33 protein-coding genes are annotated in these 26257 nt (G+C 69.0%); 29 read left to right on the top strand and 4 right to left on the bottom strand.

The window, feature by feature from the left end:
* Positions 1-4: 4 nt before the first annotated feature.
* Together D1J51_RS13280 and D1J51_RS18665 are read right to left on the bottom strand one after the other, a co-directional pair.
* Complete coding sequence (locus D1J51_RS13280; RefSeq protein ID WP_119075930.1) at positions 5-301, bottom strand: hypothetical protein; 297 nt, start codon at positions 299-301, stop codon at positions 5-7.
* A gap of 12 nt (positions 302-313) precedes the next feature.
* Positions 314-799 (bottom strand): DUF6668 family protein, encoded by a 486-nt coding sequence (locus D1J51_RS18665; RefSeq protein ID WP_371414091.1) that lies wholly within the window; start codon positions 797-799, stop codon positions 314-316.
* A 317-nt stretch (positions 800-1116) separates the two neighbouring features.
* On the opposite strand from D1J51_RS18665, the gene D1J51_RS13270 reads away from it, so the two are divergent.
* The 21 genes from D1J51_RS13270 to D1J51_RS13180 all read left to right on the top strand — a co-directional run bounded on the left by D1J51_RS13270 (position 1117) and on the right by D1J51_RS13180 (position 17945).
* Complete coding sequence (locus D1J51_RS13270; RefSeq protein ID WP_119075926.1) at positions 1117-1632, top strand: hypothetical protein; 516 nt, start codon at positions 1117-1119, stop codon at positions 1630-1632.
* A gap of 2 nt (positions 1633-1634) precedes the next feature.
* Positions 1635-2702 carry a M23 family metallopeptidase gene (locus tag D1J51_RS13265; protein WP_119075925.1) on the top strand — a complete coding sequence of 356 codons (1068 nt, stop codon included), beginning with the start codon at positions 1635-1637 and terminating at the stop codon, positions 2700-2702.
* Positions 2702-3430 (top strand): FHA domain-containing protein, encoded by a 729-nt coding sequence (locus tag D1J51_RS13260; protein WP_119075923.1) that lies wholly within the window; start codon positions 2702-2704, stop codon positions 3428-3430. Before D1J51_RS13265 ends, D1J51_RS13260 begins: the two co-directional genes overlap by 1 nt.
* Positions 3431-3536: 106 nt before the next feature.
* On the top strand, positions 3537-3950 hold the full coding sequence (locus tag D1J51_RS13255; protein ID WP_119075921.1) for a helix-turn-helix domain-containing protein: 414 nt from the start codon (positions 3537-3539) through the stop codon (positions 3948-3950).
* A gap of 93 nt (positions 3951-4043) precedes the next feature.
* The gene (locus tag D1J51_RS13250) at positions 4044-4280 is read left to right on the top strand and encodes a hypothetical protein (protein ID WP_119075920.1); all 237 of its coding nucleotides are present in this window, start codon (positions 4044-4046) and stop codon (positions 4278-4280) included.
* Between the two features lie 203 nt (positions 4281-4483).
* On the top strand, positions 4484-6430 hold the full coding sequence (locus D1J51_RS13245; protein ID WP_119075918.1) for a hypothetical protein: 1947 nt from the start codon (positions 4484-4486) through the stop codon (positions 6428-6430).
* Between the two features lie 267 nt (positions 6431-6697).
* On the top strand, positions 6698-8122 hold the full coding sequence (locus D1J51_RS13240) for a ParB/RepB/Spo0J family partition protein (protein ID WP_119075916.1): 1425 nt from the start codon (positions 6698-6700) through the stop codon (positions 8120-8122).
* A 385-nt stretch (positions 8123-8507) separates the two neighbouring features.
* A complete protein-coding gene (locus tag D1J51_RS13235) occupies positions 8508-9371 on the top strand; it encodes an ArdC family protein (protein WP_240423259.1) in 864 nt (287 codons plus the stop codon).
* A gap of 452 nt (positions 9372-9823) precedes the next feature.
* Entirely contained in the window at positions 9824-10483 is a 660-nt protein-coding gene (locus D1J51_RS13230; RefSeq protein ID WP_119075912.1) for a ParA family protein, read from the top strand.
* Positions 10484-10488: 5 nt separating this feature from the next.
* On the top strand, positions 10489-10992 hold the full coding sequence (locus D1J51_RS18200; protein ID WP_205547893.1) for a hypothetical protein: 504 nt from the start codon (positions 10489-10491) through the stop codon (positions 10990-10992).
* Between the two features lie 2 nt (positions 10993-10994).
* Entirely contained in the window at positions 10995-11372 is a 378-nt protein-coding gene (locus D1J51_RS13220) for a hypothetical protein (RefSeq protein WP_119075911.1), read from the top strand.
* 365 nt (positions 11373-11737) lie between these two features.
* Entirely contained in the window at positions 11738-11980 is a 243-nt protein-coding gene (nrdH, locus tag D1J51_RS13215; protein WP_119075909.1) for a glutaredoxin-like protein NrdH, read from the top strand.
* Positions 11981-11999: 19 nt separating this feature from the next.
* On the top strand, positions 12000-12359 hold the full coding sequence (locus D1J51_RS13210) for a single-stranded DNA-binding protein (RefSeq protein WP_162903839.1): 360 nt from the start codon (positions 12000-12002) through the stop codon (positions 12357-12359).
* Positions 12360-12538: 179 nt separating this feature from the next.
* Entirely contained in the window at positions 12539-12685 is a 147-nt protein-coding gene (locus D1J51_RS17985) for an antitoxin VbhA family protein (RefSeq protein WP_256386021.1), read from the top strand.
* Positions 12678-12992 (top strand): Fic family protein, encoded by a 315-nt coding sequence (locus D1J51_RS18440; RefSeq protein WP_240423254.1) that lies wholly within the window; start codon positions 12678-12680, stop codon positions 12990-12992. Before D1J51_RS17985 ends, D1J51_RS18440 begins: the two co-directional genes overlap by 8 nt.
* Positions 12913-13473, top strand: coding sequence for a Fic family protein (locus tag D1J51_RS13205; protein ID WP_240423252.1), 561 nt, complete (start codon positions 12913-12915; stop codon positions 13471-13473). Before D1J51_RS18440 ends, D1J51_RS13205 begins: the two co-directional genes overlap by 80 nt.
* A 319-nt stretch (positions 13474-13792) precedes the next feature.
* Positions 13793-14290 carry a hypothetical protein gene (locus D1J51_RS13200; protein ID WP_119075906.1) on the top strand — a complete coding sequence of 166 codons (498 nt, stop codon included), beginning with the start codon at positions 13793-13795 and terminating at the stop codon, positions 14288-14290.
* Between the two features lie 377 nt (positions 14291-14667).
* On the top strand, positions 14668-14991 hold the full coding sequence (locus D1J51_RS13195) for a hypothetical protein (RefSeq protein WP_119075904.1): 324 nt from the start codon (positions 14668-14670) through the stop codon (positions 14989-14991).
* Positions 14992-15351: 360 nt separating this feature from the next.
* Positions 15352-15867, top strand: coding sequence for a hypothetical protein (locus D1J51_RS13190; protein WP_162903837.1), 516 nt, complete (start codon positions 15352-15354; stop codon positions 15865-15867).
* 341 nt (positions 15868-16208) lie between these two features.
* A complete protein-coding gene (locus D1J51_RS13185; RefSeq protein ID WP_119075900.1) occupies positions 16209-17168 on the top strand; it encodes a DUF3560 domain-containing protein in 960 nt (319 codons plus the stop codon).
* Between the two features lie 366 nt (positions 17169-17534).
* Positions 17535-17945: a hypothetical protein gene (locus D1J51_RS13180; protein WP_119075898.1), complete on the top strand. Its 411-nt coding sequence runs from the start codon at positions 17535-17537 to the stop codon at positions 17943-17945.
* A 64-nt stretch (positions 17946-18009) separates the two neighbouring features.
* Here D1J51_RS13180 and D1J51_RS13175 read toward each other — a convergent pair whose 3' ends face one another.
* Positions 18010-18234 (bottom strand): helix-turn-helix domain-containing protein, encoded by a 225-nt coding sequence (locus D1J51_RS13175; RefSeq protein ID WP_119075896.1) that lies wholly within the window; start codon positions 18232-18234, stop codon positions 18010-18012.
* The gene (nrdH, locus tag D1J51_RS13170; protein WP_119075895.1) at positions 18231-18569 is read right to left on the bottom strand and encodes a glutaredoxin-like protein NrdH; all 339 of its coding nucleotides are present in this window, start codon (positions 18567-18569) and stop codon (positions 18231-18233) included. The genes D1J51_RS13175 and nrdH (D1J51_RS13170) overlap by 4 nt, the downstream gene beginning before the upstream one ends.
* A 404-nt stretch (positions 18570-18973) precedes the next feature.
* Between nrdH (D1J51_RS13170) and mobC the strand changes: the two genes are divergently transcribed.
* The 8 genes from mobC to D1J51_RS13130 all read left to right on the top strand — a co-directional run bounded on the left by mobC (position 18974) and on the right by D1J51_RS13130 (position 26198).
* The gene (gene mobC, locus D1J51_RS13165) at positions 18974-19372 is read left to right on the top strand and encodes a plasmid mobilization protein (protein ID WP_119075893.1); all 399 of its coding nucleotides are present in this window, start codon (positions 18974-18976) and stop codon (positions 19370-19372) included.
* Entirely contained in the window at positions 19372-20943 is a 1572-nt protein-coding gene (locus tag D1J51_RS13160; protein WP_240423266.1) for a relaxase/mobilization nuclease domain-containing protein, read from the top strand. Before mobC ends, D1J51_RS13160 begins: the two co-directional genes overlap by 1 nt.
* A gap of 9 nt (positions 20944-20952) precedes the next feature.
* Positions 20953-21753 (top strand): hypothetical protein, encoded by an 801-nt coding sequence (locus D1J51_RS13155; RefSeq protein WP_119075890.1) that lies wholly within the window; start codon positions 20953-20955, stop codon positions 21751-21753.
* 72 nt (positions 21754-21825) lie between these two features.
* On the top strand, positions 21826-22131 hold the full coding sequence (locus D1J51_RS13150) for a hypothetical protein (RefSeq protein WP_162903836.1): 306 nt from the start codon (positions 21826-21828) through the stop codon (positions 22129-22131).
* Positions 22132-22679: 548 nt separating this feature from the next.
* The gene (locus tag D1J51_RS13145; protein ID WP_240423250.1) at positions 22680-23036 is read left to right on the top strand and encodes a hypothetical protein; all 357 of its coding nucleotides are present in this window, start codon (positions 22680-22682) and stop codon (positions 23034-23036) included.
* A 93-nt stretch (positions 23037-23129) separates the two neighbouring features.
* Positions 23130-23741: a TlpA family protein disulfide reductase gene (locus D1J51_RS13140; RefSeq protein WP_240423248.1), complete on the top strand. Its 612-nt coding sequence runs from the start codon at positions 23130-23132 to the stop codon at positions 23739-23741.
* Positions 23738-24502 (top strand): cytochrome c biogenesis CcdA family protein, encoded by a 765-nt coding sequence (locus D1J51_RS13135; protein WP_119075887.1) that lies wholly within the window; start codon positions 23738-23740, stop codon positions 24500-24502. Before D1J51_RS13140 ends, D1J51_RS13135 begins: the two co-directional genes overlap by 4 nt.
* Positions 24483-26198 (top strand): cytochrome c biogenesis protein ResB, encoded by a 1716-nt coding sequence (locus D1J51_RS13130; RefSeq protein ID WP_119075885.1) that lies wholly within the window; start codon positions 24483-24485, stop codon positions 26196-26198. The genes D1J51_RS13135 and D1J51_RS13130 overlap by 20 nt, the downstream gene beginning before the upstream one ends.
* Positions 26199-26257: the final 59 nt, after the last annotated feature.

Raw genomic sequence — 26257 nt, 5'->3', positions numbered from 1 at the left:
CCGATCAGGATCCCGAGATGAACCCGACGATCGACGCAGCCGCACCGATGAGCATGATACCGAGGCCGATCGCCCCCAGCATGCCGATCTCGTGCGCGGCCTCACCGCGGCGGATATTGATCGTCAGACGCGCGCCGACGATGATGATGCCCGCCACGGCCAGCGCCAAGCCGCCCCAGCGGAGCATGCCGATGATGAGGCTGACCGGAGCCTCGAACCCCGGAGGTGTGACCGGATCGGGGTCGGGGATCGCCATCGGGAGAACGGTCGCGAGGTAAAGCGCCTGAGCGAGTAGTGACATGGTGTGCGCCTTTCAGGTACGCGGAACGATGGGATGCAGAGAGAGGTCGGAGAACACCGCTCCGAGCCCCTTCGGGAGCTCGGCGGGATCGAGGGGGCCGAACCGCCACGATTCGACCCACGGCGCTGTCCAACTGCGCGGCAGACCACCGGCAACCAGCTGCGCGAGGTGCCGGAGAGACTTCGGCAGTCGACCAGGTTGATCGGGCACCATCAGAACTCCCTCGACAGTGACCGAGTCGCCGAGGGAGCCGGAAGCCCATTCCCGTGCAGCATGCTGCGCCGCGGTGAGGCCGGCGTAGTTCGTGCGCGCTACGAGCACTACCCGGCTCGGGATTCCCGGCATGCTCGGCATCGGCCAGGCATGCTCAGCCGGGCGCGTCCCCGCTGCCAAGCGAGCGAGCGAGGACTCCCCCGCTCCCCCGTGGACGCCCAGCCACCACAGCGTGGCCGTTCCGACAGCCTGACGTCGAGGGAGCCGATCGGCCTGATCGGGCACCGGGACACCAGCCTGTGGTGCGCTGACCGTGGCGGGGCCAGCCGAGTGTCGCGGAGCAGACGCGACCGCGGCCGGCGCAGCGATGCCTCCCGACCTGATCCACGGATTCTCGTCCGACACAGGTGCCACCCCCTACCAACGTCAGTGGTGATTGGGAGTCCATCGGCCGCCCCGCCTCTCTACCTCGACAGTGCGGTAGATGAACTCGGATCGTGCGGCCTATCATACCTTTTACGGGCAAAATCGCACTTATTCGGAACAGAGTTGATCCGATGAATGCGATGCAGGCACCGAATCACGGCGCAAAGGAGGGTCAGATGAGGCACCACAACTCCCGTTCAGCACAGCTCGCAAGTGCCGCGCTGCTCCTCGTGCTGCTCACCAGCTGCACACCCGAGAAAGCGGCGGAGCCGACCCCCTCCCCATCAGCGACCGAGAGCCCCGCGCTCCCGCCCACCGATCACGAGCACCCGGTCGACGACGCCGAGATCCCAGCTGTCCCCGAAGCCGGCGCGCAGAGCCAGGATGACGCGATCGCAGCCGCGACTAAGGTCATGGAAACATTCGCCCGGCCACAGCTCAGCGACGATAACTGGTGGCGAGACATGCTCCCCCTGCTCAGCCAGCAGGGGGCTCACGCCTATGAGGGCACCGATCCGACGCTCATCCCCGTCACGCAAGTGACTGGCGCCGGGAAGATCCTTGAGGGAAGCACCGAAGTACTGCTCATCGTCCGCATACCGACCGACAACGGCCCATACAACATCACCCTCACGCGACCCGACACGAGTTCACCGTGGCTCGCAGAACGGATCCGCCCGGCCGAGGGCTGAGCATGTCAGCACGAGGAGTGGGCGTCGGCGCGGTGATCGCGATCCCCGTGCTCATCGTCGGCGGGCTGCTCGCAATGATCCTCCTCCTGTTCGGCCCGAGCGCCCAAGCCGCGTGCGGGCCCGCAGCCGTCGTGAACGTCGACCAGGTGCCCGAGGGCCCGATCGCCGGCTACTCCGGGGAGCAGCTGCGCAACGCCGCCCACATCATGAACGCGGCATCGGCGCTCGGCCTGCAGCGCGACGCGCAGGTGCTCGGCGTCATGACCGCGATGGGCGAATCCAGCCTGCGCGTACTCGACTACGGCGACGAAGCCGGCCCGGACTCGCGAGGGTTGTTCCAGCAGCGCGACTCCTGGGGCACGCTCGAGGAACGGATGGATCCCACCATCAGCGCCACCAAGTTCTTCACCGTACTCATGGCCGTCGCCGACTGGCAGACCCTCGAGCCCACGATCGCCGCGCACCGCGTCCAACGCAACGCCGACCCCTATCACTACGAAGCGTTCTACGCGCCCGCGGGCGAGATCGTGGCCGTCCTCGCCGGCGGCGACATGGCGGGCTGTCAGAGCGGGCCGCTGGTGTTCCCGCTCGCCACCGAGCCGATGTACCAGTTCACCAGCGGCTACGGCTTCCGCGGCTACGTTATGGACGGGATCAGCGACTGGCACAACGCCGTCGACATGCAGCACTGGCCCAACCCCTGCGACGATCCGATCTACGCGATCACCAACGGCACGGTCACCTATGCCGAGGGCTACCAGATCGGGATCAAGCACCCCGACGGGTACACGATCTGGTACGTCCACATGTACCCGGAAGATATGTTCGTATCCGTCGGCGACGTTGTCACCCCCGGCCAGGAGATCGCACTCGTGGGCACCAACGGCCCTTCCACCGGCTGCCACCTGCACCTCGGCGTCGAGGTCGTCGGCACCACCAACGAGGCGGTGGCGGCACTCCCGCGATCCGAAACGATCGGCGGGCCGATCGGCTATGTGAACCCCGAGGAGTTCTACCGGCTCTTCGGCCTCGAGCTCTGCCCCGCAGACACCTGCAGGAGGACATACTGATGACGCCGAAGATCCCCGCCTACCCCGTCATTCACGCAACCGTCGCCGCCGACGGCTCCGCCCACGTCGCCGTCGCAGGCGACCATCGCGACTACCCCGCCGGCTCACTCGAAGCGACGCGCGAGCACATCATCAGCTACGCCGTAGAAGTTGCGACACGCCTCGGCCGCGGCGTGCGCATGACCACGGTCGACCCCGGAGGCCGCTGGCAGCTCGCCGTCTTCCCCGACGGCGACGTGCAACCGCTCGAGCAAGCCGCGTCGCGACGTCGCGGCCGCGGCGCACCCACCGAGCCGATCCCCACGATGACCCCAGTTGCCCCAGCTCCCGTAGTGCAGCCCCAGCCTCACCCGGTTGCGCCGCACCCTGTTCCCCGGGCCGTCGCGACACTCCGCTTCACCACCGGCGACGTCGCCGTCGTCGCCGATCGTGCGATCATCGGCCGCCAGCCCGAGGCCGCACCGGAGGAAGCCGCAGCGGGCTGGCAGCAGATCGAAGTCATCGACACCGGCAAGACCATGTCGCGCGTGCACGCCGAGGTCGCCTGGAACGGCGGACGGTTCTGGCTCATCGACCGCGGTTCCGGCAACGGCACGATCCTCTACCCGGAAAGCGGTGCGCGCGAACTGCGCGCCGGGGAACCCGTCGAAGTCGTCGACGGCGACACGATCGCGTTCGGCCCCGTCGTGCGCGCCACCGTGTCACTCCGCTGGGAGGCAACACCATGACATATTGCGGCGCGGTTACCGCCGGATTTGCGATAATCCTAGACATGCCCGCCAACCCGACCACCCCCGAGCCGGCCGCGCCGACGACGCTGCCACGGCTGGTGCGATGACGGACGCCGAATACTGGGACGCGCTCGCCGACCCAGTGCCGGTTCGCGAGCTCGCCCCGCTCTTCAGAGTGCACGAGTCGACCGTGCACCGGCACTTGCAGAACGGTACGATCCCCGGCCACTACATCGGCCGCTCCTGGATCGTCTACAAGTGCGAGATTCGCGCCTGGCTTGCAGATCGCCGAAACATCTCCACCGGCGAGGTCATCGACGACGACCCCCTCGCCGACTGGCCTGATGAACTGCGCATGCGCGATCTCACCACATTCTTCGGCAAGACGAAGCAGACGATCCGCGCCTGGCTCGAAGACGGCGAGATCCCCGGCTACCAAATCAACGGCCGTTGGGTCGCATACAAGGCAGAGCTGCGCGAGGTGCTCGCGGCCACCTCCAACCAACAACACTCCTGACTCGGGGCGCGAGTCTGACCGCTTCGGCGAGGAAGGCTGCGACACGCCGCCTCATTTCCCGAATGTATGCATACATTGCGCCACGGTTGAGACATGAGTGCAACGAGAGCCCGCGCACGGCGCCGCCAGGGGTCGCCGACCGTTCTCCTGCAGGGCCGCGTCGCACCCGAGGTGCGGGAAGCCGTGCAGGACGCTGCCGCGAGTAGCGGCGTGTCCGTCGCCTACTACATGGAGGCGCTCATCCACCAACTCGTCGAGGAGAACGGCCACCTGCCGCTCGTCGACAGCCCCCGTCCCCAACACGAGGAGCTGCCTATCCCAGCCGCATAAAAGAAGAAGGCCGCCCGAAGGCGGCCTCCCCGAAGTCTTAGCTCTTGTCCCCGGACGCCAATCTGTGACTCGAGCTCAACCCAACCGAAGCCGGAGAGACCGGAGGGTCTTTCCTTGCCTCGTACAGGATCCGAAAGGATGCCTTGATAGTAGCGCATTCCGGTGTCAAGCGACCCCATTTTGTGGGTGATTTTCCCGCAATCGTGTCGCAACCCGCCCTCGACGGCTGGGCGCTCACGCGCGCCCTCAGCCCGCGCGACACGGTGCGCGTCGCCCTGGCCGAGGATCTCGCCGGCGGATGGAGCAACCTCTACGGCGCCAGCGCAGAGGTCTCAGGCCCGCGTCCCGCCGGGCCGTGGGCGATGTACCTCGCCGACTTCACCGGCTACCGCTACCTCTGCTTCGACCTCGACGCCGGCCGCGGCAACGCCGCCTACGACGCTGGCAAGCTCTCACTCTGGCTCGAGGAGCTCAACGTCGAGCACCTCACCGCGATCTCCGGGCCCTCCGGAGGTCGCCACATCTGGATCGCCCTCGCCGAGGCCACCGACCCGCAGCTCATCCGCGAACTCGCGGATCTCGCAGGCAGCCTCCTCCCCTCGCTCGACAAGAGCCCGCTCACGAACCCCGCCACCGGGTGTGTGCGGCCTCCGGGCACCCCGCACCGTGCCGGCGGCGTCTCCGAGCTCGAGCGCGGCTCGCTCGACACGCTCACCCGCGCCGCCACGACCGTCGACGACCTCGCGCTGCTGCGCAGCTTCTTCGTCGACGCCGGCGCCACCGAGCCCGCCGCCCCCGTCAGCATCATCAGAGGCATGGCCCGCGACGACGCCGGCCACCCCTACCTCGTCGGAAAGCGTCGCGAACCGAGCGCCCGCATCCGCGCCATGCTCGACGCGCCCCCGGCCGAGGACACCTCGATCACGCAAGCCGCCGTGCTCGCGGGCCTCGCCCGTGCCCGCTGGCGCTACGACGAGGTGGCGCAGCTGCTCGAGCACTCCCCCGCGCTCGAGCACGCCCGCACCCGGCCCAGCCGTGCGGGACGCGTGCCCGTGCCCCACGACACCGCGCGCAAGCGTCTCGCGGCCGACTGGCAGCGTACCGTCTACTACGTCGCCGCCAACCCGATCGCCGGCGACGGCCAGGACGTCGAGTTCCAGGCACGCGCGCAGGCTGTCACCGCCGCGGTGCGCGCCGCCGACGCGCAGGCCAATGCCATGCCCGGTCTCTGGGGGCTCGACGGCGCCTCTCGTGCCGCGCGCAACCGTCGCGGCCGCTACAGCCATCGGGCTGTGCTCCGCGCCGTCTGCCTCTACCTCGTCCAAGCGGCTCGCGCCGTCGTCGAGGTCGACGTGCGCCGCCTCGCCCAGGACACCGGCTACGGCCGCGAAGCCTGCCGCCTCGCGCTCATCGCCCTGAGTACTGGCTACGACCAGCGCGACCCTGAAAGCGCCTGGCTCGTCCGGGTCGAGGAGGCCGAGGGCGTGCACGGCGCGAGCTACCGGCTCTCCACACGGTTTTCCACAGAAGCAGAAGACTCTAAGTGGTCACAAGCGGTCACGCGCCCGCCCCGCACGCCTGGATCCGACGCTCGCACCTGGTGGCTGAACGAACTCACCACCGCGCTTACGGGACTCTCCCACGACACGTTCTCAGCACCCGGATCTCTAGGAAGAACCGCAGGACGGATCTACACTGCGCTCTCCCCCGACACAGTGCTGCAGGTCGACGAGCTCGCCGAGTTGAGTGGAGTTCACCCCCGACAGGCCCGACGATCATTGCGACGCCTCGCCCGCCACGGCCTCGTCGAACGCACCGCGAACGGCTGGCGCCGCCCCAGCGAGGATCTCCGCGACGCCGTGGCCATCGCTCTCGGCGTCGACGGCTACCTCCTCGAGCGTCGGGCCCGCTACGACGCGGAGCGGGGCACTTGGGCCTGGTGGCAGGCCGAGGTCACCTGGATGCGCCGCCGACATAAGCGACGCCGGCGTCGCCGCGCGCCCACCGGCGTCGTCTTATTCGAGCAGAACGACCGTCCCGACTACCCCAAGTACCCGCGCACCTCGCGAGGGCGACTCGACCATGCTGCAGCTCGCCGGCTCATCCGAGAAGGAATCCTCCGGCCCGCGCTCGAGCTGGCTGTCGCCTAACGCAGCTCGAGCGCACCTCAGACGCGTACGAACGGGATGGAGACCACAGTCGCGGCCGCTGAGTTGTGCCGGCGCCGCCGGCGTTTGCTGCCCTTCCGGCCCATCACATCGTAGTTCGCTCCGACCGCTCCGTGCCCGACTTTCGCGGCATATCCTCCTCCGCTGCGCTTCGTCCGGTATTCCACGACCGGGCACTGCGCGCCCTCCGCTCTCCCACGATCTTCGTGCCCGGAAGGGCAGCAAAACAGTTGATCAGAGGAGAGAATCATGACTGACATCGCAGAACTCGGCACTATCGAGTACCTCGACCCCAACGACATTGAGGTCGATCCGAACGTGCGCTTCGACGTGCGGCTTAACCGCGAGTTCATCCGCAGCATCGAGCAGCGCGGCGTGCTCATGCCCGTCGTCTGCCGTCGGATGGAGGGCAAGGTCTCCGTGCGGATGGGGCAGCGTCGGGTGCTCGGTGCGCGGGCTGCGGGCCGGATCGTTCCCGCCCGTGTCGTGGAGGGCGACGACACCACCGTCGAGCGCATCCTCGACCAGTTCGCCGAGAACGAGCACCGCGCCGCGCTCACCGAGCCCGAACGAGCCGCCGTGTTCCAGCAACTCGCATTCGAGGGGCTCAGCGTGCCGCAGATCGCCAAGCAGACCGGCGTCAAGCGCGCTGTCGTCGAGGCCGGGATCACCGTCGCCGATAGCGACTTCGCGGGCAAGATCGCGACCAAGCACGAGGTCACTCTCGACCAGGCCGCCGCGATCCTCGAGTTCGAGGGCGACAAGGAGGCCGTCAAGCGGCTGGTGGAGTGCGCCGAGCACAGCCCGGAGCAGTTCCCCCACGAGTTGCAGCGGCAGCGCGATGAGCGCCAGCGCCGCGAGATTCGCGAGCAGGCTGAAGCCGAGGTCAAGGAGCAGGGATTCCAGATCCTCGACCGGGAGCCGGGCTACTACGACAAGACCCCCGTGCCGCTGCACGAACTGATCGATCTGCGCACCGGGGATCCGGTCACCGTCGAGCAACTCACCGGCCTCACCGGGGCAGCCGCACACGTCAGGGTCTATGTCGACGGCGAAGTCGCCATCGGCTACTACCTCGACGATCCCAAGGCGCACGGCTTCAAAAAGCGCCCGCAGAACGGCGCGGCCAGTGGCCCCATGACCGATGAGCAGAAAGCGGAGCGCCGCCAGCTCATCGCGAACAACAAGGCGTGGGCCTCGGCCGAAGCGGTCAGGAGGGAGTGGCTCGCCGCATTCCTCGGACGCCGCACCCTCCCCAAGGACGCGACCCGCTTCATCGCGACGATGCTTACCACGCACCGCCGCAGGATCGCAGGCGCGCTCGGGGATGCGAACCGCATGGCCTCGACCTTCCTCGGCCTGGCCGAGCCGGAGAACTACTGGGAGGCCAGCCCGCTCGACGCCCTCGTGCAGCAGCAGCCGGGCAAGGCCGGGCACGCGGCTCTCGCGGTCGTGCTCGCCAGCATCGAGTCCACCACGGGCAAGGCGACGTGGCGACACCCCGACCAGGCAGCGGAGTGCTACTTCACGCAGCTCGACACCTGGGGCTACCCGCTCTCCGAGGTCGAGCAGATCGTGATCGGCGTCGACAGCACCACAGAAGCGGAGGCCGACCCGACCCCCGCCGAGACCGCCTCCGAGGAAGAGGCCGACACCGCCGCGGGCGAGGCATAGCCGGCTGTGGCCCCGGTCTCCATCGTCGAGACCGGGGCCACCCCCGCACATCGTGCGGCCCAGCGGAGCCAGCCAGAGCTGGCACTCCCCCCGCGCAGCGCCGACCGACGGAGGGCCGGCGCGGAGCGTGGGGGTGATCCCCCTCGCGCTCCCCCCGCTGAACGGAGCCGGCCTCTCGGCCGGCCCAACCCTTCTCTGCTCCTGACTGTCCGGCGACCGATCCTCGTTCGCTCCGCCGCTCGCCGTTCCCGGCGCTCGCTATTTGCAGACTCCGGGCCTGCGGCCCTGCGCTTAGCAACCGCTCCCCCGCCAGGCACTCCCGCGGCTCCCGCTCACGCACGAATCTCCCTGCCGGACAGCCCGGAACAACGACGAGGGAGACATGATGACCAAGATCAAGACCCGCAAGAGCCCCGCCGAGCGTCGCGCCGAACTCGAGCAGCTGCACGCCATGATTGCCGAGCAGGTCGACGCGCTCACCGACAGCGAGACGTGGGCCAACGTGCTGCGGATGGCAACGCTGTTCCGCCGCTACAGCCTGAACAATCTGCTGCTCATCCGCGCGCAGTGCCCGCACGCGACCCGCGTCGCCGGCTATCGCACCTGGCAGAAGCTCGGGCGCCAGGTACGCGCAGGCGAGAAGCACATCAAGATCATCGGCCGACAGGTCAAGACGATCGAGCATGCCGAAGACAGCGGCGAGGACAAGGTGCAGGTGTACTGGCCGCAACGCCGCGTGTTCGACATCAGCCAGACTGACCCCATCCCCGGCGCCGATCAGATCCCCGACCCGGCACCCCGACTGCGCGGCGGAGACAACGCCGGGATCTACGAGGCAGCCTATGCCTGGCTGACCGAGGACGGTTGGACGGTCGAACGGTCGCCCCTCTCCGGCGAAGACGGGCACACCGACCCCCGCAGCCGGATCATGCGCATCGAGGAATCCCTCGAACCCGCGCACGCCTCGCTCACGATCCTGCACGAAGCCGCGCACGGCCTCCTCCCCGTCGAGATGAACGAGTACCACCAGCACCAGGGCCTCTACGAAGCCGAAGCGGAATCCATCGCCTACGTTGTCGCCGGAACGCTCGGGCAGGACACCAGCGCGAACAGCATCGGCTACATCGCCACCTGGACGCGCGGCGACCGCGACGTGCTCCGCGCCTCGGGCGTGCGCGTCATCGACACCGCGCACCGCATCCTCGCCGCCATCACCGAGGTCACAGACCCGGACACTGACGCCGACTGATCGTCGCAGGCGAGAACGGGGTGCCACAGTTTCGACCAGATACGTCGGGCACCCCGTTCCGGTGCGTTCAGCCGCGCAGCGGCCGGCGAGGGGTGATCCCCTCGCGCTCCCCCGACAGAATCCTACCGGAAACGCCCCTGGTCGCCCATCTGAGCGACTTTTAGCCCTTGAGTCAACTCACCCTACCGGAACGAGTGCCGCGCAACGGAGAGCGCGACGTGCGAAAACGACTCTGTAAGTTACAGACTTCGGAACTTACAGAGTTACAGATTCTGACTTGGAACTTACAGAGTTCGGAAGTCTGTTACTCTGTAACTCCGGTACTTCCGAACTGACAGACTCTGTAACTCGGTAACTCTGTAACTTACAGACTGACAGACTCTGTAAGTCATTTCACAACACGCCGACTTACAGACTTCGGAACTTACAGACTTACAGATTGAATGAGAGCCATGTACATCGTCACGATCGCCAACCAGAAGGGCGGCGCCGGCAAAACCACCCTCACCATGAATCTCGCCGCCGTCCTCTCCGAGCACTCGCGCGTGCTCGTGGTCGACGTCGACCAGCAGAAGTCCTCGGCATGGTGGGCCGACCGAGCAGGGGAGTCGCTGCCGTTCGACGTCGCCGACGACACCGACCCCGCGAACCTCGCCCGACTCCGCGAGACACCCTACGACGTCGTCCTGGTCGATACCCCCGGATCACTCGTCGGCCACGATGTACTGGCAACCGTCCTCACCGCCTCCGACTTCGTGATTCTCCCCACCGAACCCGCGCCGCTGTCGTTCGGCCCGCTCGTCGAGACGATCACCAAGATCGTGCTGCCCTCGGGGGTGCCGTACCGCGTCGTGATCAACAAGGTGGACACCCGCGTCCCGGCCGAGCTCGATGACGCCGAAGCGTTGCTCGACAGCGCGAACGTCGCCAGATTCGCCTCCTCGATCCGGGACTACAAGGTGAACAAGATGGGATCGGTGCACGGCAAGGTCGTCACGCAGTTCACCCTCTCGGACTCCCGCAGCTCGCCCAGGGCGCTCGAAGACTTCCGCCGCGTCGCGCTCGAGCTCATGAGCCTCTGGGCGAACACCAAGAGCCAGATCGGAGCATAACTCTCATGGCACGCACCAAGCTCACGGACATGCTCACCGGGCCGGGAGGCGACGAGGCCAGACTCCGCATCGTTCCCGACGCGGCGGCAGCACCACTCGCGCCGGTTCCCGAGCTGCCGCCGGAGCCGACCCCGGAGACCACGGCGGCCGCGGCCGCCGTGCCGGTCGAGGAGACGCTCGCACCGAAGAAGGCCGTACGCTCTGCGCGGCCGCGACGCGCGCCTAAGGCCCGCGCCGCGGCAACACCGAGCGTCAGCGACACCGTACTGCCGCCCTACCTGCGCTTCGCGCGGAAGGAAACCCGGCTGCGCGACGATCAACTCACCGAGCTCACCTTCCGCGCGCGGCGTCTCAACCGGATGAAGGCCCCCGACGCGGATCGCATCACCGACAACACGCTCATCCGCGTCGCCGTCGACCTGCTGCTCGCGCGCGCCGACGAACTCGACGGCGGTGACGAGGCCGCGCTCCGGCGCTCCCTCGGGCTGACGCTGGGGGAGAGGAGCTGATCATGGCTATCAACGAGGAGCAGTCTCAAGCAGCGATCGCCGCCGAGCTTGAGGAGACGGCACGCACCCTCGCCCACTCCACCCGCACCGTGGCGAGCCCGATCGACTCCTACCGGATGATCGGAGACGTCCGCGACACGAGCGACCACCTCGCCCAAGTGTCCGAGCAACTCGCTGCCTGGCATCGCCGGACGCAGGACGGCGTGCACTACGACGGCGAGGACAATCGCGGCGACGGCACCGGCGCCGCACAGACCGCTGCCGGGCTCGACCGCGCCTCAGCCGCCTTCCGCACCGCAGCGGACGAGCTGCGCGGCGCCCTCAACGCTAACAGCGTCATCCGCTGGTTTGACGAGCCGGAGACGACCGAAGAGCCATAGCCTCCGCCCTTGCTCCACTCGAATAAGTGCGATTTTCCCCTCAAAAGGTATGATAGGCCGCACGAACTGAGCCGAAGACGTCTCGGCCCGCAGAACAGAGCGGGGGAGCAGGATGCACAGCCGAGCGCGCACGGAGGCGCGCCAGAGGAGCCGCTACGCGGCGCTGCATTCCCCTGATTTCTTTGACCTTCCCGGCAAGCCGATCGTAGCTCGCTCCGCGACTGCCGTTCCGGGCTTTCGCGGCATATCCTCCGCCGCTGCACGGCTCCGGTATTCCACGACCAGGCACTCCGCCGCTCCCGCTCACACTCGATCTCTCATGCCGGAAGGCAAAGAAAAATGGTTGATCGGGAGGTGTGAGACAGATGGACAAGCCAGTCATCGTGTACAGCACCCCGAGGTGCATGCAGTGCCAACTCACCTACCGCGCACTCGACGAGCACGGCATCCCCTACCAGGCTGTCGACCTCAGCGAGAGCGAAGAGGCCCTGGCCTACGTCACCGAGGAACTCGGCTACTCGAGCGCTCCGGTCGTCGTCGTCAGCGACTGCGACCACTGGGTGGGCTTCCGCCCTGACCACATCGACCGCATCGCCACCAATCACTAACACCAGAAGGAGAATGATCATGGGTTACCGAACCATCAAGGGCCGTCTGGCCGCCGACCCCGAAGAGGTGCAGGCCGGACAGATCACCATCGTCAAGTTCCGCGTCATCGAGAACACCGGCGAGTACCGGGGCGGGAAGTTCATCGAACACGACACCCCCACCACGCACTTCGTCGAGGCTAAGTTCGAGCTCGGCGAGAACGTGATGGCGACGGCTCACCGCGGTGACAAGGTCGTCGTCACCGGCAACGAGTACTCGAGTTCATGGGACGACGCGAACGGCCAGAAGCAATACGGGCGGGTAATCGACGCCGACGACGTCGCCGTCTCGCTCACCCACGCCACCGCCGTCATCACGCGGAAGCCCCGCGACGAGTAGTGAGCAGCGGGAGAGGGCGCCGGCACCCGCCGGCCCCTCGAACCCGCGACGCAGCGCCCGTGAGCCCCTGTCAATGACAGGGGCGCACGGTAGAATAGGAGCAGAAACCCCGCGCGTGAAGGAGGCGACCATGACCGACACCCGGCACACCGCAGCCGCCGTATCCGAGGAGCGCGCGCATCGTCGAGGACGCCATGCACAGCGGCGAAATGGAAGGCCTGCACGTCGACGTCGACACCCGCGCCGACGCCGACGACTACGTTGCCGGACGGATCGACTCGCACGAGCTGGTAGCGCGCGCTCGAGCACGCTACGGCCTTGCCTGAAATCGTCGACCCCTACCTCGACCCGGCCGCCGGGATCCTCCGCAACGAGGTCGGCGCGTTCACGCGCGCCGACCTCGCCTCGGCCGAAGGCGCCTTGACCTTCGCCCGAGCCGTCGAACTCGTCGACACCCCCGTCCGAGCGACCGGGGATCTCGACGAGCTCCGAGCCATCCACCGGCACCTGTTCCAGGACGTCTACGACTGGGCGGGCCAGCTGCGCCATCGACATGCGCAAGCAGCACGAGGGCGCCGAGTTCTTCCTCCCCTTCCACATGATCGACCGGGCCGCGAGCTTCGCCGCCGGTGAGCTGCGCGAGGATCAGATGCTGCGCGGCCTCGACCGGCCGCAGTTCATCGAGCGGCTGAGCTATCACTACGACCAGTGGAACTATATTCACCCGTTCCGCGAGGGCAACGGACGTGCGCAGCGGCTGCTCTGGAACCGCATCGCCGCCGACGCCGGATGGAACCTCGACTGGCGCAGCGTCCACGGCGAGGTGAACAACGAGGCGTCACGCATCGCTACCGAACAGCGCGACCTCGGCCCGCTGTGCGACATGTTCACGGGCATCGTGACCCGCCGCGATGATCGCGGCCAGGGCGACGTCGAACGCCTCGGCATCCGCCCGCCGGGGATCGACCCGATGACCGCCGCCCGGATCGCCGGCATGGACACCCCGGCGGCTCCGCGCGCGGTACCACCGGCACCGCAGACACCGAACACCTACGGCAGCCCGAGCCCCCGCAGCGGCGGGCGACACGGGCCCGACGCCGGTCTCGGCCGGTAGCCGGCCTCCTCCGGGCCGGCACGGAGGAGCGCGCACCGCGCGCACTCGACTCCTCGGGGCTGTGCCCCGATTTTCATTCCGTGAAGCCGGAGGCAGGATACCGGCCCCGCTGCTGCGCGCCACCGGCCGGCGAACCCCGATACTCGGGCCCCGCCTGCCGCCGCGTGCTCGCACGTCACTCGCCTGCAGCTCGGCCGCGCGCGGCCCGCCGCTCCCGGTGGCGCTTCGCTGCGTGACCGCACCGGCACTTCGTGCCTTCACGGAAGGAAAACGTGAGGGCGACCAAGTAGCTGGCAGTCAGCAGTAAGGAGACGAAGCAATGGGCATGGACGTATACGGCAAGGCGCCGACCACCGACGCGGGGGAGTACTTCCGCAACAACGTCTGGTGGTGGCACCCGCTCGCAGATTTCCTCCTCACGACCTACCCCGACCTCACCGAGGCGTGCACCTACTGGCACAGCAACGACGGCGACGGGCTCGACGCGGCGACCTCGCTCGCACTGGCCGAGGCGATCGAACGCGATCTGGCCTCCGGCAAGGTCGCCGAGTACGCCCGGCGGTACGAGGCGGAAGTGGGCGCGCTCCCCGATGAGGAGTGCACCATCTGCCGCGGCGCAGGCATCCGCACCGACGCGATCGGACAGGAGTACGGTTACGATCAGCCGCGCGACCCCGACACTGGCAAGGGCGGCTGCAACGGCTGCAGCGGCACCGGCCGCACCCCCGCCTGGGAGACGCACTACCCCTTCGACGCCGAGAACGTCAAGGGGTTCGCCGCCTTCCTCCGCGGCTGCGGCGGATTCGAGATCTGCTAGATCCACGGCACCCTCGCCCGCTGCACCGCGCGGCGGGCGAGGGGCGTGCCCCTCGCGCTCCCCGAGCAGCTCGTCGAGCTGCGGCGCCGGCGACGGAGGCCGGCCCAAGGACGACCCGCCGGGTCGACCTCCCCACGCGGGCGGTGCCCGAGCCCTTCCCGTGAAGCCTGCGGCAGGCTACGAGGCGCCCCGCGCCGCGCCACCGCACGCCCGCCCGCTGCGCGGCCGGGCTCGACGCGGCCCCCTCGCGCGCCTCGAACCCGGTTCGGTCGCGCGGGGTGCGCCGCTGCGGTGGCGCTCTGCAGCGCGCCCTCCGACCGGCACTCTCGTGCCTTCACGGGACGGACTCGTGGAGTGGAGAGAAGGGAAACCCCCTCATGTCGAACCGCACCAGTCTCGCCGAAGCCATCGACGGCAGCCACGACGTCCAGTACGCGCCCTGGGTCTGGGGGATCGAGTGCCTCGGCCGCGGCGCGCTGCGCGTGCGGCACTGCACCCCGGACTGCGACGACCCCGCCGGAGTCTGCCCCTGCTACCGGGCGAAGCACGCGACCATCCTCACCGCCACGCGCCTCCGCGCGGTGTTCACCCAAGCGCGAGGAACGCGGGCGCTGTGCTGCCCCGACCCCGACAACTTCTGCGCCGAGGACGCCGACCAGATCCTGCAACGCGCCCTCTACGGGGAACTCGTCTTCGGATGAGCCGCACCGCCCGCCGACCCGAGCGGCGGGCGGGCGAGGGGCGCACCCCTCGCGCTCCCCACAGTGCAGCTCGACGAGCTGCACGCCGACGACGGAGGCCGGCGAGCGGACGACCCGTGCGGGTCGCCGACCCCTCACGGGCGATGCCCGTGTTCTTGCCGTTGACGCCTGCGGCAGCATAGCGGCCACTCCGCTGCGCGCCACCGCCGGTCAGCTGCGCCGCAGCCTCCCTCCACGCGCCGCCCTCGCGCGTCTCTCGCTCCGCTCGGCCGCGCGGGGCCCGGCGCTGCGGCGGCGCTCCGCGATCGCGCCCGCGCTGGCACCAGGTGCCATCAACGGCAAGAAAACAAGGAGATGATGATGACCTGGAAGACCCTGCGCGAGAACGCCTATCTCACGTTCAACGACGTCGTGCTCGAGGGGCGGATCGAGTACGACCCCAGCCAGCACGCCCTGGCGATCGTGCACCCCGACACCGGCGAGAAAGAGGTGCTCACCGTCGACCTGCTCGCCTCCGGCTTCGTCGCCCGCCCCGGCGAGGTGTTCGTCAAGGATTGGAGCGAGCACTCCGGCCTTGCCCACACCCTCGCCCGCAACGGCATCGCCGCGTTCATCGAGGCCGTGCTCGTCGGCCCATTCCAGCAGCCCGCCTACCGCATGCGCGTGCTCGCGGAATCGCTCGTGTTCCCGACCAAGGAAAGCCACAGCCAGCTCGCCGTGCTGCTCCCGCAGACCGAGGAAGCGATCGCCGAGGCCCACCGCGCCGCCTGCGCCGCCGCGAGCGGTAACAGCAACGATGCGGAGATCGAACCCCTCTGGGATCTCGCCGAAACACTCATGGCCGCGCTGCAGATCGGCGGCGAGATCCGGCCCTGACGCGCGACACCCAGTCCGTCGCCCAGTCCGGGCGGCGGGCGAGGGGCGTGCCCCTCGCGCTCCCCGGCATGGCAGCTCGACGAGCTGCACAGCGGCCGCCGACAGAGGGCGGCCGACGGTCGGCCGGATCCCCGGCCGCGCCCCGATCGAGGACGTTGTTTGACCGTGAAGCCTGCGGCAGTCTACGGTCGCCGATCCTGCACGCCAGCACTTTCGCGGCATATCCTCGCGTCCCGCGCTGCGCTCCGCCGCTCCGGTATTCCACGGTTGCCGGCGCTCCGGCTCCGCTCCCTGCGCGGCACTGCGTGCCTTCACGGGCAAAAAACGAAAGGGAGAGAGCCATGCTCACCATCACACACACCGACGAAGCCGGAACCCTCATCGACGGCACCACCAGAGGCGACGGCACCGCGCCGATCCTCAAGGCGCACGGCTGGCGCTGGGGCCGCAGCATCGGAGCCTGGTACGTCCCGCACAGCCGCGACCGGCTGCCGAAGGATCACGTCATCACCCGCACCGTCGCCGCGCTTGAGGCCGCCGGCTACGAGGTGACGACGCAGCTCGACCGCACCCCGCGCGGCACCGCCGAAGTCGAGGCGGACAAGGCCGCCCGACAGCTCGAGCGCATCGTCGCGCTCGAGGCGAAGGCCGAGCGCAAGGACGACGCCGCAGCGCAGGCCTGGGCGCGCGCCGAGGCCGCCGGGGACGCGCTCCCGCCGATGGGGGAGCCGATCAAGATCGGCCACCACAGCGAGAACCGGCACCGCAACGCCCTCGACCGGGCGCACCGCAGGATGGGGCAGGCGGTCGCCGCCGACGCCGAGGCAGCCGAAGCCGCACGGCGCGCCGAGACCGCCACGCACACCACCGGAGCCCGCTACGCCCCCGTCACCGTCGCGAACCGCATCGAGAAGCTCTCTGCCGATATTCGCCGCGCCGAACGGCGGATCGTGGAGGACTGGTACGACCGCGAGCAGGGCTATGTGTGTCCGACCGAGGAACAGGTCGCACGGCGGGCGGAGCTCGCCGCCCCACTACTCGAGCGGCTCCGCGACCAGCTCGCCTACTGGGAGCAGGTGCGCGCCGAGCAGATCGCGAGCGGCCGCGCCACCAACTACGGCCCGCACAACGTCACGAAGGGCGACGCCGTGAAGATCCGCGGCAACTGGTGGACGGTCGCCCGCGTCAACACGAAGACCGTGAGCGTCGAGACCGCCTATTCCTGGACGGATCGCAGCCCGTGGGTCGAGGTGCAGGAACACCGACCCGCAGGCGACCCGCCGCCCGAGTCGAGCGAATAGCCGCCTGCAGCCCGCCGCCCCGCACGGGCGGCGGGCGAGGGGCGCACCCCTCGCGCTCCCCACGACGGCAGCTCGCCGAGCTGCGGCGGCCGCCGACGGAGGGCGGCCGCGTCGACGCCCGAACCGGGCGACGCCTCCCTGTGCTACGCACGAGTGTTTGCCGTTGATGCCTGCGGCAGCATAGCGGCCCCTCCGCTCCACGCCACCGCCCGGTCGCGCGCTGCACGCGCTCCCTCCACGCAGTGCCCTCCCGCGTCTCTCCCGACGGTCGGCCTCGCGGGATCCCCGCTGCAGTGGCACTCCGCCGTCGTGCCCGCGCTGGCACCAGGTGCCATCAACGGCACAACAACTAGGAGGGAAGAGCCCATGATCCAGATCCCATTCACCGCCGCAGAACTGTTCACCGATGACCCGGAGGTGCGTGAGCGGGCCGCTCACATCGGCAACTACTTCCGCCAGGCGCTCGGCCCCGGCATCCTGTTCTCCCTCGGCGCGCGCGAGCTGCGCGCCGTCCCCGGCACCGACCAGATGGGCGGCCTGATGTTCATCGCGTCGATCCTGCCGATGACACAGCGCGGACGCGGCCAGGCCGCCCGGCGCATGGCCGTCATGATCAGTCTTACCGCCCTCGACCTCATCGACGTCGAGGTGCGCGTGCTCCGCACCGGGAGCGTGCACGCGAAGATCGACGAGATCACGATCGACCGCCTCGGACACGCCGTGCTCGCTCTCGACTACGACGGCGACACCGTCCTCAACCCGCGCTACTGGAACTGACCCGGCAGCCGCTGCAACCCGCCGCCCCTCGCGCTCCCCAGAGAGGAACCTCTCGCATCAGCTGTCACGCCGCTCGTCGACGGGGGATCTGCACCCCATCGGGGTGGTCGCTGCGCCACTGCGCGACGTCGGCGGCGAGGTAGCGGATGCGTGAGCCGATCGTGAAGTAGGCCGGCCCGACCTCGGCCTGCCGCAAGCGGCGCAACTTGCGCACAGAGACCCCCAGCTGCGCCGCCGCCTCCGTTGGGACAAGGAACAGCTCGAGCGGCTCAGGAGCCTCGCCGTTCACGACCGCACCTCCTCAGCCAGTACCCCCTGCTCGAGCAGTCCGGCGGCCGCCCGGTCGATCTCATCGGGCCGGAACCCGGCCCAGTGATCGCGGCCGCCGACGACGACGACCGGCGCCGCCGCATACCCGAGCTCCTCGGTGACGTAGGCCAGGGCCTCGGTATCCTCGGTGAGGTCGACGACCCGGTAGGGGACGCCCTTACCGTCGAGCGCCCGATAGGTCATCTGGCACTGCATGCAGCTCGGCTTGCTGTAGACCACCACCTCGACTGCTTCCGCCGGAGCCGCGCACCCCTCGGCGACGACCTCGATTCGCTCAGCGATATTCGCGTACATGGCGCTCTCCTCTCTCAGATCTCCATTGCCTTTCGGCACCTGCCGAACTTCACGCAGGGAGACGGCCGTCAAGGGAACGTGGAATACCGGACTGAGCGCAGCGAGGGAGGATATGCCGCGAAAGCCCTTGACGGTCGGGGAACTGCGCGTACCATCACGCAGTCGAAAGGCAACGGAGTTGCCCGCCGGCGCAGCCGGCCAACAGATCGCGGAGCCGCAGGCTCCCGCTCTCACCGCTCTGCGAGCGGAGGGCCGCTGACGCGGCTTCTAGCGGAGTCTCTGACGGAGCAAGCTATAGACTTAGTTGCACTAAGTCGCTTGCCCTTTCGGGAGCCGAGGCGCATACTGGCCTCAGACGCCCCGCACGGAGGCGGGGTCGCTGCGCTGGCGGAGGAGGTGCTGGGATGCCTGATCAGGAACACGGAGGGATCCTCGGCCGCCGTCGTCGCGCGAACGCGCCGGCGGGGGAGAAGCGCGCGAAGCGCTACACCGTGAAGGCCTCGGCGCGCGAGCAGGCCGAGCTCGAGGCCCGCGCGCGAGCCGCCGGGGTTGACGTGCCGCGGCTCATGTTCGAGGCGGCGCTCGCGTCCGATGTGGAGACGAGCGCGGAGCGCAAGCAGGCGATCGCGGAGCTGTTCGCGCTACGGCGCGAGGTGGGGTCGATCGCGAACAACGCGAACCAGCTGGCGAAGTATGCGAACACCGAGAGCCGCTTCCCGAAAGAGGCGGAGGCCGTCATCGCGGAGTTCCGCGCGCTCTACCCGAGGCTGAGCGCGGCGGTGGAACGGCTGGCCGAGCCATGATGCCGAACGTGACCCGCGGTGACCGGATGGGCGGGCTGCTCAGTTACCTCGCGGGGGAGGGGCGGCGCAACGAGCACACCGAGCCGCACCTGGTGAACGGCGACAGCGCCACCTACACGTTCTACGGCGACGCGGAGCTTGACCGGGCGACGGCGCTCGCGATCGCGCGTGACCTCGACGAGCCGCGCACCGCGTTCGGCGTCGAGGTGGCCGGCGGTCACGTCTGGCACTGCTCGCTGAGCCTGCGCGCCGTGGAGGGGCAGCTCAGCGACGAGCAGTGGTCGGCGATCGCGCAGCAGTTCGTCGACCGGATGGGCTTTACCGAGGCCTCCGGGAAGGCTCAGTGCCGCTGGGTTGCCGTGCGGCACGGGCTCTCCGCGCGCGGCAACGATCACATCCACGTCGCGGTGAACCTGATCCGGGAGGACGGTACGAAGGCGTCGATCCACCACGACTACTCACGGGCGCAGAAGGTCGCCCGTGAGCTCGAGCAGGAGCACGGCTTGCAGGTGCTCGAGTCGCGCGGCTCCGACATGGCGCTGCGGGGCGAACGGCCAGGGGAGCGGGCCAGCGCCGAACGGCGCGGCGAGCAGACGGTCGCGTCGGTGCGGCTCGAGCGCACCGTGCGCGCGGCCGCAGCCGCGAGCACCGATGAGGCGGAGTTCGTGCGCCGGCTGCACCAGTCCGGGGCGATCGCGCGCCCCCGCTTCGCGGCCGACCGCGACGATGTGGTCGCCGGCTACTCGGTCGCGTTGCGCCCGAAGCCCGGCGAACCGATCGTCTGGTACGGCGGCGGCCGGCTCGCCCGCGACCTCACTCTGCCCCGGCTGCGGCAGGGCTGGCCGGACACGCCGGCGTCGGCGCAGGCCGCCGTCGACGAGTGGCGGGCGACGTGGCGCAACCCGCTGCGCTACACCCCGGTCGCGCCCGGCCGCGAGCAGCACGAGCCCGGCCCGGATCTCTGGCGCGAGTACACCGACGACGTCGCCGCGCTGCGGGAGCAGCTGCGCGGCGTCGACCCCCGCGACCGGGCGACGTGGGCACAGGCCGCGCGCGAGACCTCCGGGGCGTTCGCGGCCTGGTCGCAGCGGCTCGAGACGGAGCCCGGGCCGCTCGCCGACGCCGCCCGCACTCTCGCACGCACGGCGCAGATCCGCGCCCGCGACACGGCGCCGAGGGGCACGCACGCGCTGCGCTCGATCGCCGGCGTCGCCTCGCTCATGGCGATGGCCTCCACCGGCGGTCGGGGCACGATGGCGGAGGCGATGCTGTTCCGTCAGCTCATGCGCACCGCGCAGGCGATCCACGACATGCACCGCGCGGTCGAGGAGTCGAGGCAGGCCGCGCAGATCCGCAATGCGCTCGGCGTCCGGCTCGACGCCGTGCGCGAGCGACTGCCGGAGCTGGTGCCCGCGGCACCGGTCGGCCCCGAGACGGAGGCCGTGCAGCGGGCGACCTCCGGGTCGGCACTGGCCCGGCCGGGCAGTCCGCTGCCGACCCCGCTGCAGCCGCACCGACCCACGACGCCGACCGCGCGGCCGGCGCAACCCGAGCGAGGCTCCGAACGATAGGGGATTGAGATGGCCGAGCAGCAAGAATCCGACGGCGTCACCGACGAGGCGCAGGGCAATCTCCGCATGGGGCTAATGACCGCCGCGCAGCTGGCCCGCAGCGCGAGCCTGCGTCGCCGCAGCACCCTCGAGCAGGCCACCCGCCGGGATCTCGACGAGGCCCGACAGATCCAGGCCCGCCTCGACGTCGACCGTATGACCGCCCGCGCCGAGCTCGCGCCGGTGCACGAGGCGTCCTGGTGGGAGCAGGCCGAGACCCGTGACGTCGCCCGCGCCTACGAGACGGCGGTCACCTGGCGCGACGAGGACGAGGCGGCCCGCGCAGCTGAGGGCCGCATCCGGCACGAGCTGCGCGAGCGCTACCAAATCGAGGTCAACGAGACGGGCGCGGATCCCGCCACCGTGCGCGACGCCCTCGCCCGGAACAGGGCGCCGGGGCAGGAGGCGGCCGGCGAACGCGAGAACGCCCGCCGCGACCGCGACGCCACCCTCGGGCTCGTCGCCGAGTCCGAGATCCTCGAGTACGAGATCGATCGAGAAGACGAGCGGGGACAGGCCGAGCGATTCGACGAGGCGCTCGCCCTCGAGGAGGACGCCAACCGCATCTGGGACTCGGCCGCGCGTCGCGAAGAGCACGCGGAGCGGATCAGCCAGGCAGGGGAGCCCGAGGCCGCGGCCGCCTGGAAGCAGGCCGACGTCGACCAGGCGCGCAGCCCCAGTGAGGCTGTCAGGAGCACCCGGCCGAAGCAATCCCTCCGACCCAAAACGAAGACCCGCCCGAACCGCGCGATCGAACGCGGCGGCAGATGACTCCCAGCGGGGATCGAGAGAATGATCGTGGAGTCGGCAGGGACGCCGACGTCACCAGAGAAGGGCAGAACGATGGAGATCATCGACCTCATCGCACGAGTGGGCGCCGCGATCTGCTCGAAGGGCGACCCGACCGGCGCACGCGCCATCACGACGTTCGAGGACAGCAACCCGCACACCAAGGATCTCAGCGCCTACGACCTCGGCCGACTGCTCTCCACGCTCCACGGCCTGCGACCTGAGAACGTCGATGCCGTCTTTCGGATGATGCTCGTCACCGCCGATCGCGCGGGAGGGATGGGGCCGGAGGATGAGCGGGTGCGCGCTGCGCGTCGCGCCTGGATCGAATACGAAATGGCTGCGGCCGAGCGCGAGTAGTCAGCGCGCAGTCCAGACACCGCTCATGCGATACCGAGTGCGCGTGCTCTGCGAGGACTGCACCGGCGCCCTCAGCGGGTGCTGGGACGGCGGGAGCGCCTGGCTGCACTGGCATCAGCTCGGGCGAGACGATTCGCGGCAGCAGCGCACGCATCATGCAATCTCCCCATCTATCGAACAAACTTTCGATACATCATTATCCGCGAAGGCCGGCCCGGATGCGAACCGTGAGCCTCTCGCGCCTATCCTCGGGGCGTCCTCTGACATTGGTCACATCGATTCCCTCGACCGTGCTGCAGGGGTGTCGGGAAGAAGTCGCTGCGCTCCAAGATGAAGACCCGGCCGGACCGGGCGATTGAACACGGCGGGCGGTGAGGGCCCCGAGCTTTACTGAGCTGCCGGGTATCCGGGGCCGAACCAAACCCACAAGTCAGGTTGCTCAGACGCGCCTAGGACTCGCTCGGTACAATCGGGGTCTGCTCCACGCCTTCCGTCCTGGCCGCATGACGCGGCGGAGCCAGGTGCTGCGTGCGGCGACGCTTCTCCTCGTGGCTGTTGTCACGCTCGTCGGGCTCTGGGGAGCCACCCATAGCGAGGAGCTCGGGATCACCGCCTCTGCAGCGGAGTCGGCCCCGGCTTCCGCTCAGACTGTCGGTGAACATTTCGTCACTACGGCGGCGGTGACCGCGATGGACGAAGACATGGTGATCGGGGTCGTCACCTGCATTCTCGGGATCCTCTGCGGGATGGCATTGGCCGTTCTGCTCTCCCTCGCGCTGCGCTTCCGTCTGGTGCGATTCCAGCGGCAGCGACCCGTGCCCGCCCCGATCCGGTGCTCGCCTGCGTTCGGCCATTGCGGCCGACAACGATTCGGGCTGCTCGAACTGAATCTTCTGCGAATCTGACTCCTCCTCACGCTGCCCGCACGGGCAGGAACGGGCCGGTCTGTCCATCGCGGCCCGCGACTTACGCGTTGAGGAACAAGGAGAACCGAGAAATTGAGGACGTCTAGAGGGACGATCCTGCTGGTAACCGCACTTGTGGCGACATCCGCGATCAGTATCGGCCTGATCGGATGCGCCGCCGCCGCACCACTGTCTGAGCGGTACCAGCAGGAGAACGAGCGCACTGGCGCCGCCGACGGCCGGATCGTCGAGATCCCCGTCGATGAGCGCGGCGCTCCGGTGACCTTCGCCGGCACCACCGAGTACGGCGAACCGGTCGCCAGCGACGACTACGCCGAGAGCGTGTATGTCGTGAACTTCTGGTACGCCGCGTGCGGACCCTGCATTGTCGAAGCGCCGATGCTCGAAGAGAGCTGGCAGAAGCACCAGGGCGACGAGGTCGGATTCCTGGGGGTGAACATCTACGACCAGCCGGCGACGGCGCGGGCTTTCGCCGAGGATCATGGCATCACCTACCCCAGCGTGATCGACGTGACCGACGGCCGCGTCAAGCAGGCCTTCGCCGGGGTGACGCCGATCCAAGCGACCCCCACCACGCTCGTGCTCGACCGTGAGGGTCGCGTCGCGGCCCGCATCATCGGCCAGCTCGAATCGGCCTCCATCCTCGACACGCTCATCACCGACACGCTGGCGGAGTCGACATGAATCCCAGCGATCTCGTGTTCGATGGAGCGCTCTGGGTGGGAGTCCTGGTGGCGGTGCTCGCTGGTTTCGTCTCATTCGCCTCTCCCTGTGTGCTCCCTCTTGTCCCCGGCTACTTCGGTTACCTCGGCTCCACCGTGAGCGGTGCCGAGGACGGGGGGTCTCCTAGCGGGAGCAGCGGGGTGCAGCGACGACGCCTGTTGTGGGGTGTGCTGTTGTTCATCGCCGGGTTCTCCGTCGTGTTCGTCTCCGTCACCGTACTCGGCGGGCTCATTGGTCGGGTCTTCATCGCTTACGCGGACCTCACCACCCGCATCCTGGGAGCCGTGGTCATCCTCATGGGGCTTGCGTTCGTGGGCGCCTTCCGGGGGATGCAGCGCACCATCCGTCCACGTTTCCGCTCGCGATTGGGGCTGGCTGGGGCACCGCTGCTCGGACTCGCCCTCGGCGTAGGCTGGACGCCGTGCATCGGGCCGACGCTTGCAGCGATTCTGTCCGTGTCCTGGAACTTCGGCGATCCCGCCCGTGCCGCGCTTCTCGGCATCGCCTACTCGCTGGGCCTCGGCATCCCCTTTGTTCTTCTCGCGCTCGGACTGGGGTGGGCGAGCCGGTCAATGTCGTTCCTGCGCCGCCACATCCGGAGCATCAACATCGCCGGCGGCGTTGTGCTGGTACTCCTCGGCGTGCTCATGGTGACCGGGTTGTGGACCCGGCTCATGTCTGCCCTGCAGGGGGTGATGGCGAGTGTCCAGCTCCCACTCTGAACCGGACACGCTGCCGGCCCGACCGAGTGACCATATCGACTCGATCGAACGGGACCGCGTCGGCGGGCTCGGCTGGCGCGGCTGGCTGCGGTGGGCCTGGCGGCAGCTCACCAGCATGCGCACCGCGCTGCTGCTGCTCCTACTGCTGGCGGTCTCGGCGATCCCGGGATCCCTCGTCCCGCAGCGACAGGCCGACCCGAATGGTGTCGTCCAGTACTACGACACCAATCCCCAGCTCGCCCCCATACTCGACCGGTTCCAGCTGTTCGACGTCTACAGCTCGGCATGGTTCTCCGCCATCTACCTGCTGCTGTTCGTCTCCCTGATCGGCTGCATCATCCCGAGGATCGCCCACCATGCGAAGGCGCTGAGGGCCCCCGCGCCGAAGACGCCGTCACGTCTGCAGCGCATGGCCGCCCATGTGTCGCGCGAGCTACAGTTCGACGGAGAACGTTCCGTGGCGGACATCGATCGAGCGATCGAGATCGCCGCGTCGGAGCTCCGCCGCCGCGGATACCGCATCGCTCGATACGACAGCGAGCAGAGCTGGTCGGTGTCCGCCGAACGCGGCTACCTGCGCGAAACCGGCAACCTCGTCTTCCACTCCGCACTGGTGGGGGTCCTCGTGAGCGTGCTGTTCAGCAGCGGACTCAACTACACCGGTGATCGCGTCATCGTTGCCGGTACCACCTTCGTGAATGCCCAGAGCGCCTACTCCTCGTTCTCACCGGGGCGATTCTTCGACCCGAACTCGCTCGCCCCGTACGCGATAAGCCTCGACGGGTTCGACGTCGAGTACGTCGAACCCGGCCGACCGGGCGCGGGTCAGGCGGGGAACTTCGCCGCCCGACTCACGATCCGAGAGCCTGACACCCCGCAGACGCGCGCAGCGACGGTCCGCGTCAACGCCCCGATCGAGGTGGACGGCGACCGGATCTACTTGCTCGATAACGGGTATGCGCCGATGATCACCATCCGCAACGCCGACGGCGGCATCGTCTACCAGGAACCCCAACCGTTCCTCCCGCAAGACTCCGCGATGACGTCTCTGGGCATTGTGAAGGTCCCCGACGGACTGCCCGAGCAGATCGGACTCGTCGGCTTCTTCTACCCCACCCAGAGCACGCTCGACACCGGCGCCTCCTACTCGGTATTCCCCGATCTCATCAACCCACGGCTCACCTTCAACGTGTTCACGGGCGACCTCGGCATCGACGACGGCACCCCGCGCTCGGTCTACCAGCTCGACACCGATGCGATGACGCAGATCACCGGCGGGGATACCGGGGTCGACTCGATCGACCTCGCCCCCGGCGATACCGCCGATCTCCCGAACGGAATGGGTACCATCACCTTCGAGGATCTCACCGTGACCGAGGGCGCCAAGGAGCCGGTGAAACGGTTCGTCTCACTGCAGATCCAGCGCGACACCGGCGCCACCTGGGTGCTCGTCTTCGCCATTCTCGCCACTGCGGGGCTCATCACCGGGCTGCTCGTGCCGCGCCGCCGGCTCTGGGTCAAGGCCACCCTCACCGACCCGATCGTCGGAGAACGCAGGGTCAGACTCGAATACGCCGGCCTGGCGCGCGGCGAGGATCCGAGCCTCGCCCGCGTCGTCGCCGAGTTCAGTGACCGGCATCTCTCGGTCGTCGCCGAGGCGGCGCAGACGCCACGGTTCACGAAGGGAGCACCGTGACCGAGTACGGCGCCCCGATCGCCCACCGCACCAGCATCACGAGGACCGCGATTGCGGCA

This window comes from Leucobacter sp. wl10 (genome assembly GCF_003569785.1).
Lineage (GTDB): Bacteria > Actinomycetota > Actinomycetes > Actinomycetales > Microbacteriaceae > Leucobacter.
Note: the sequence above shows the minus strand (reverse complement) of the source record. Positions and strands in the feature narration are given on the sequence as shown.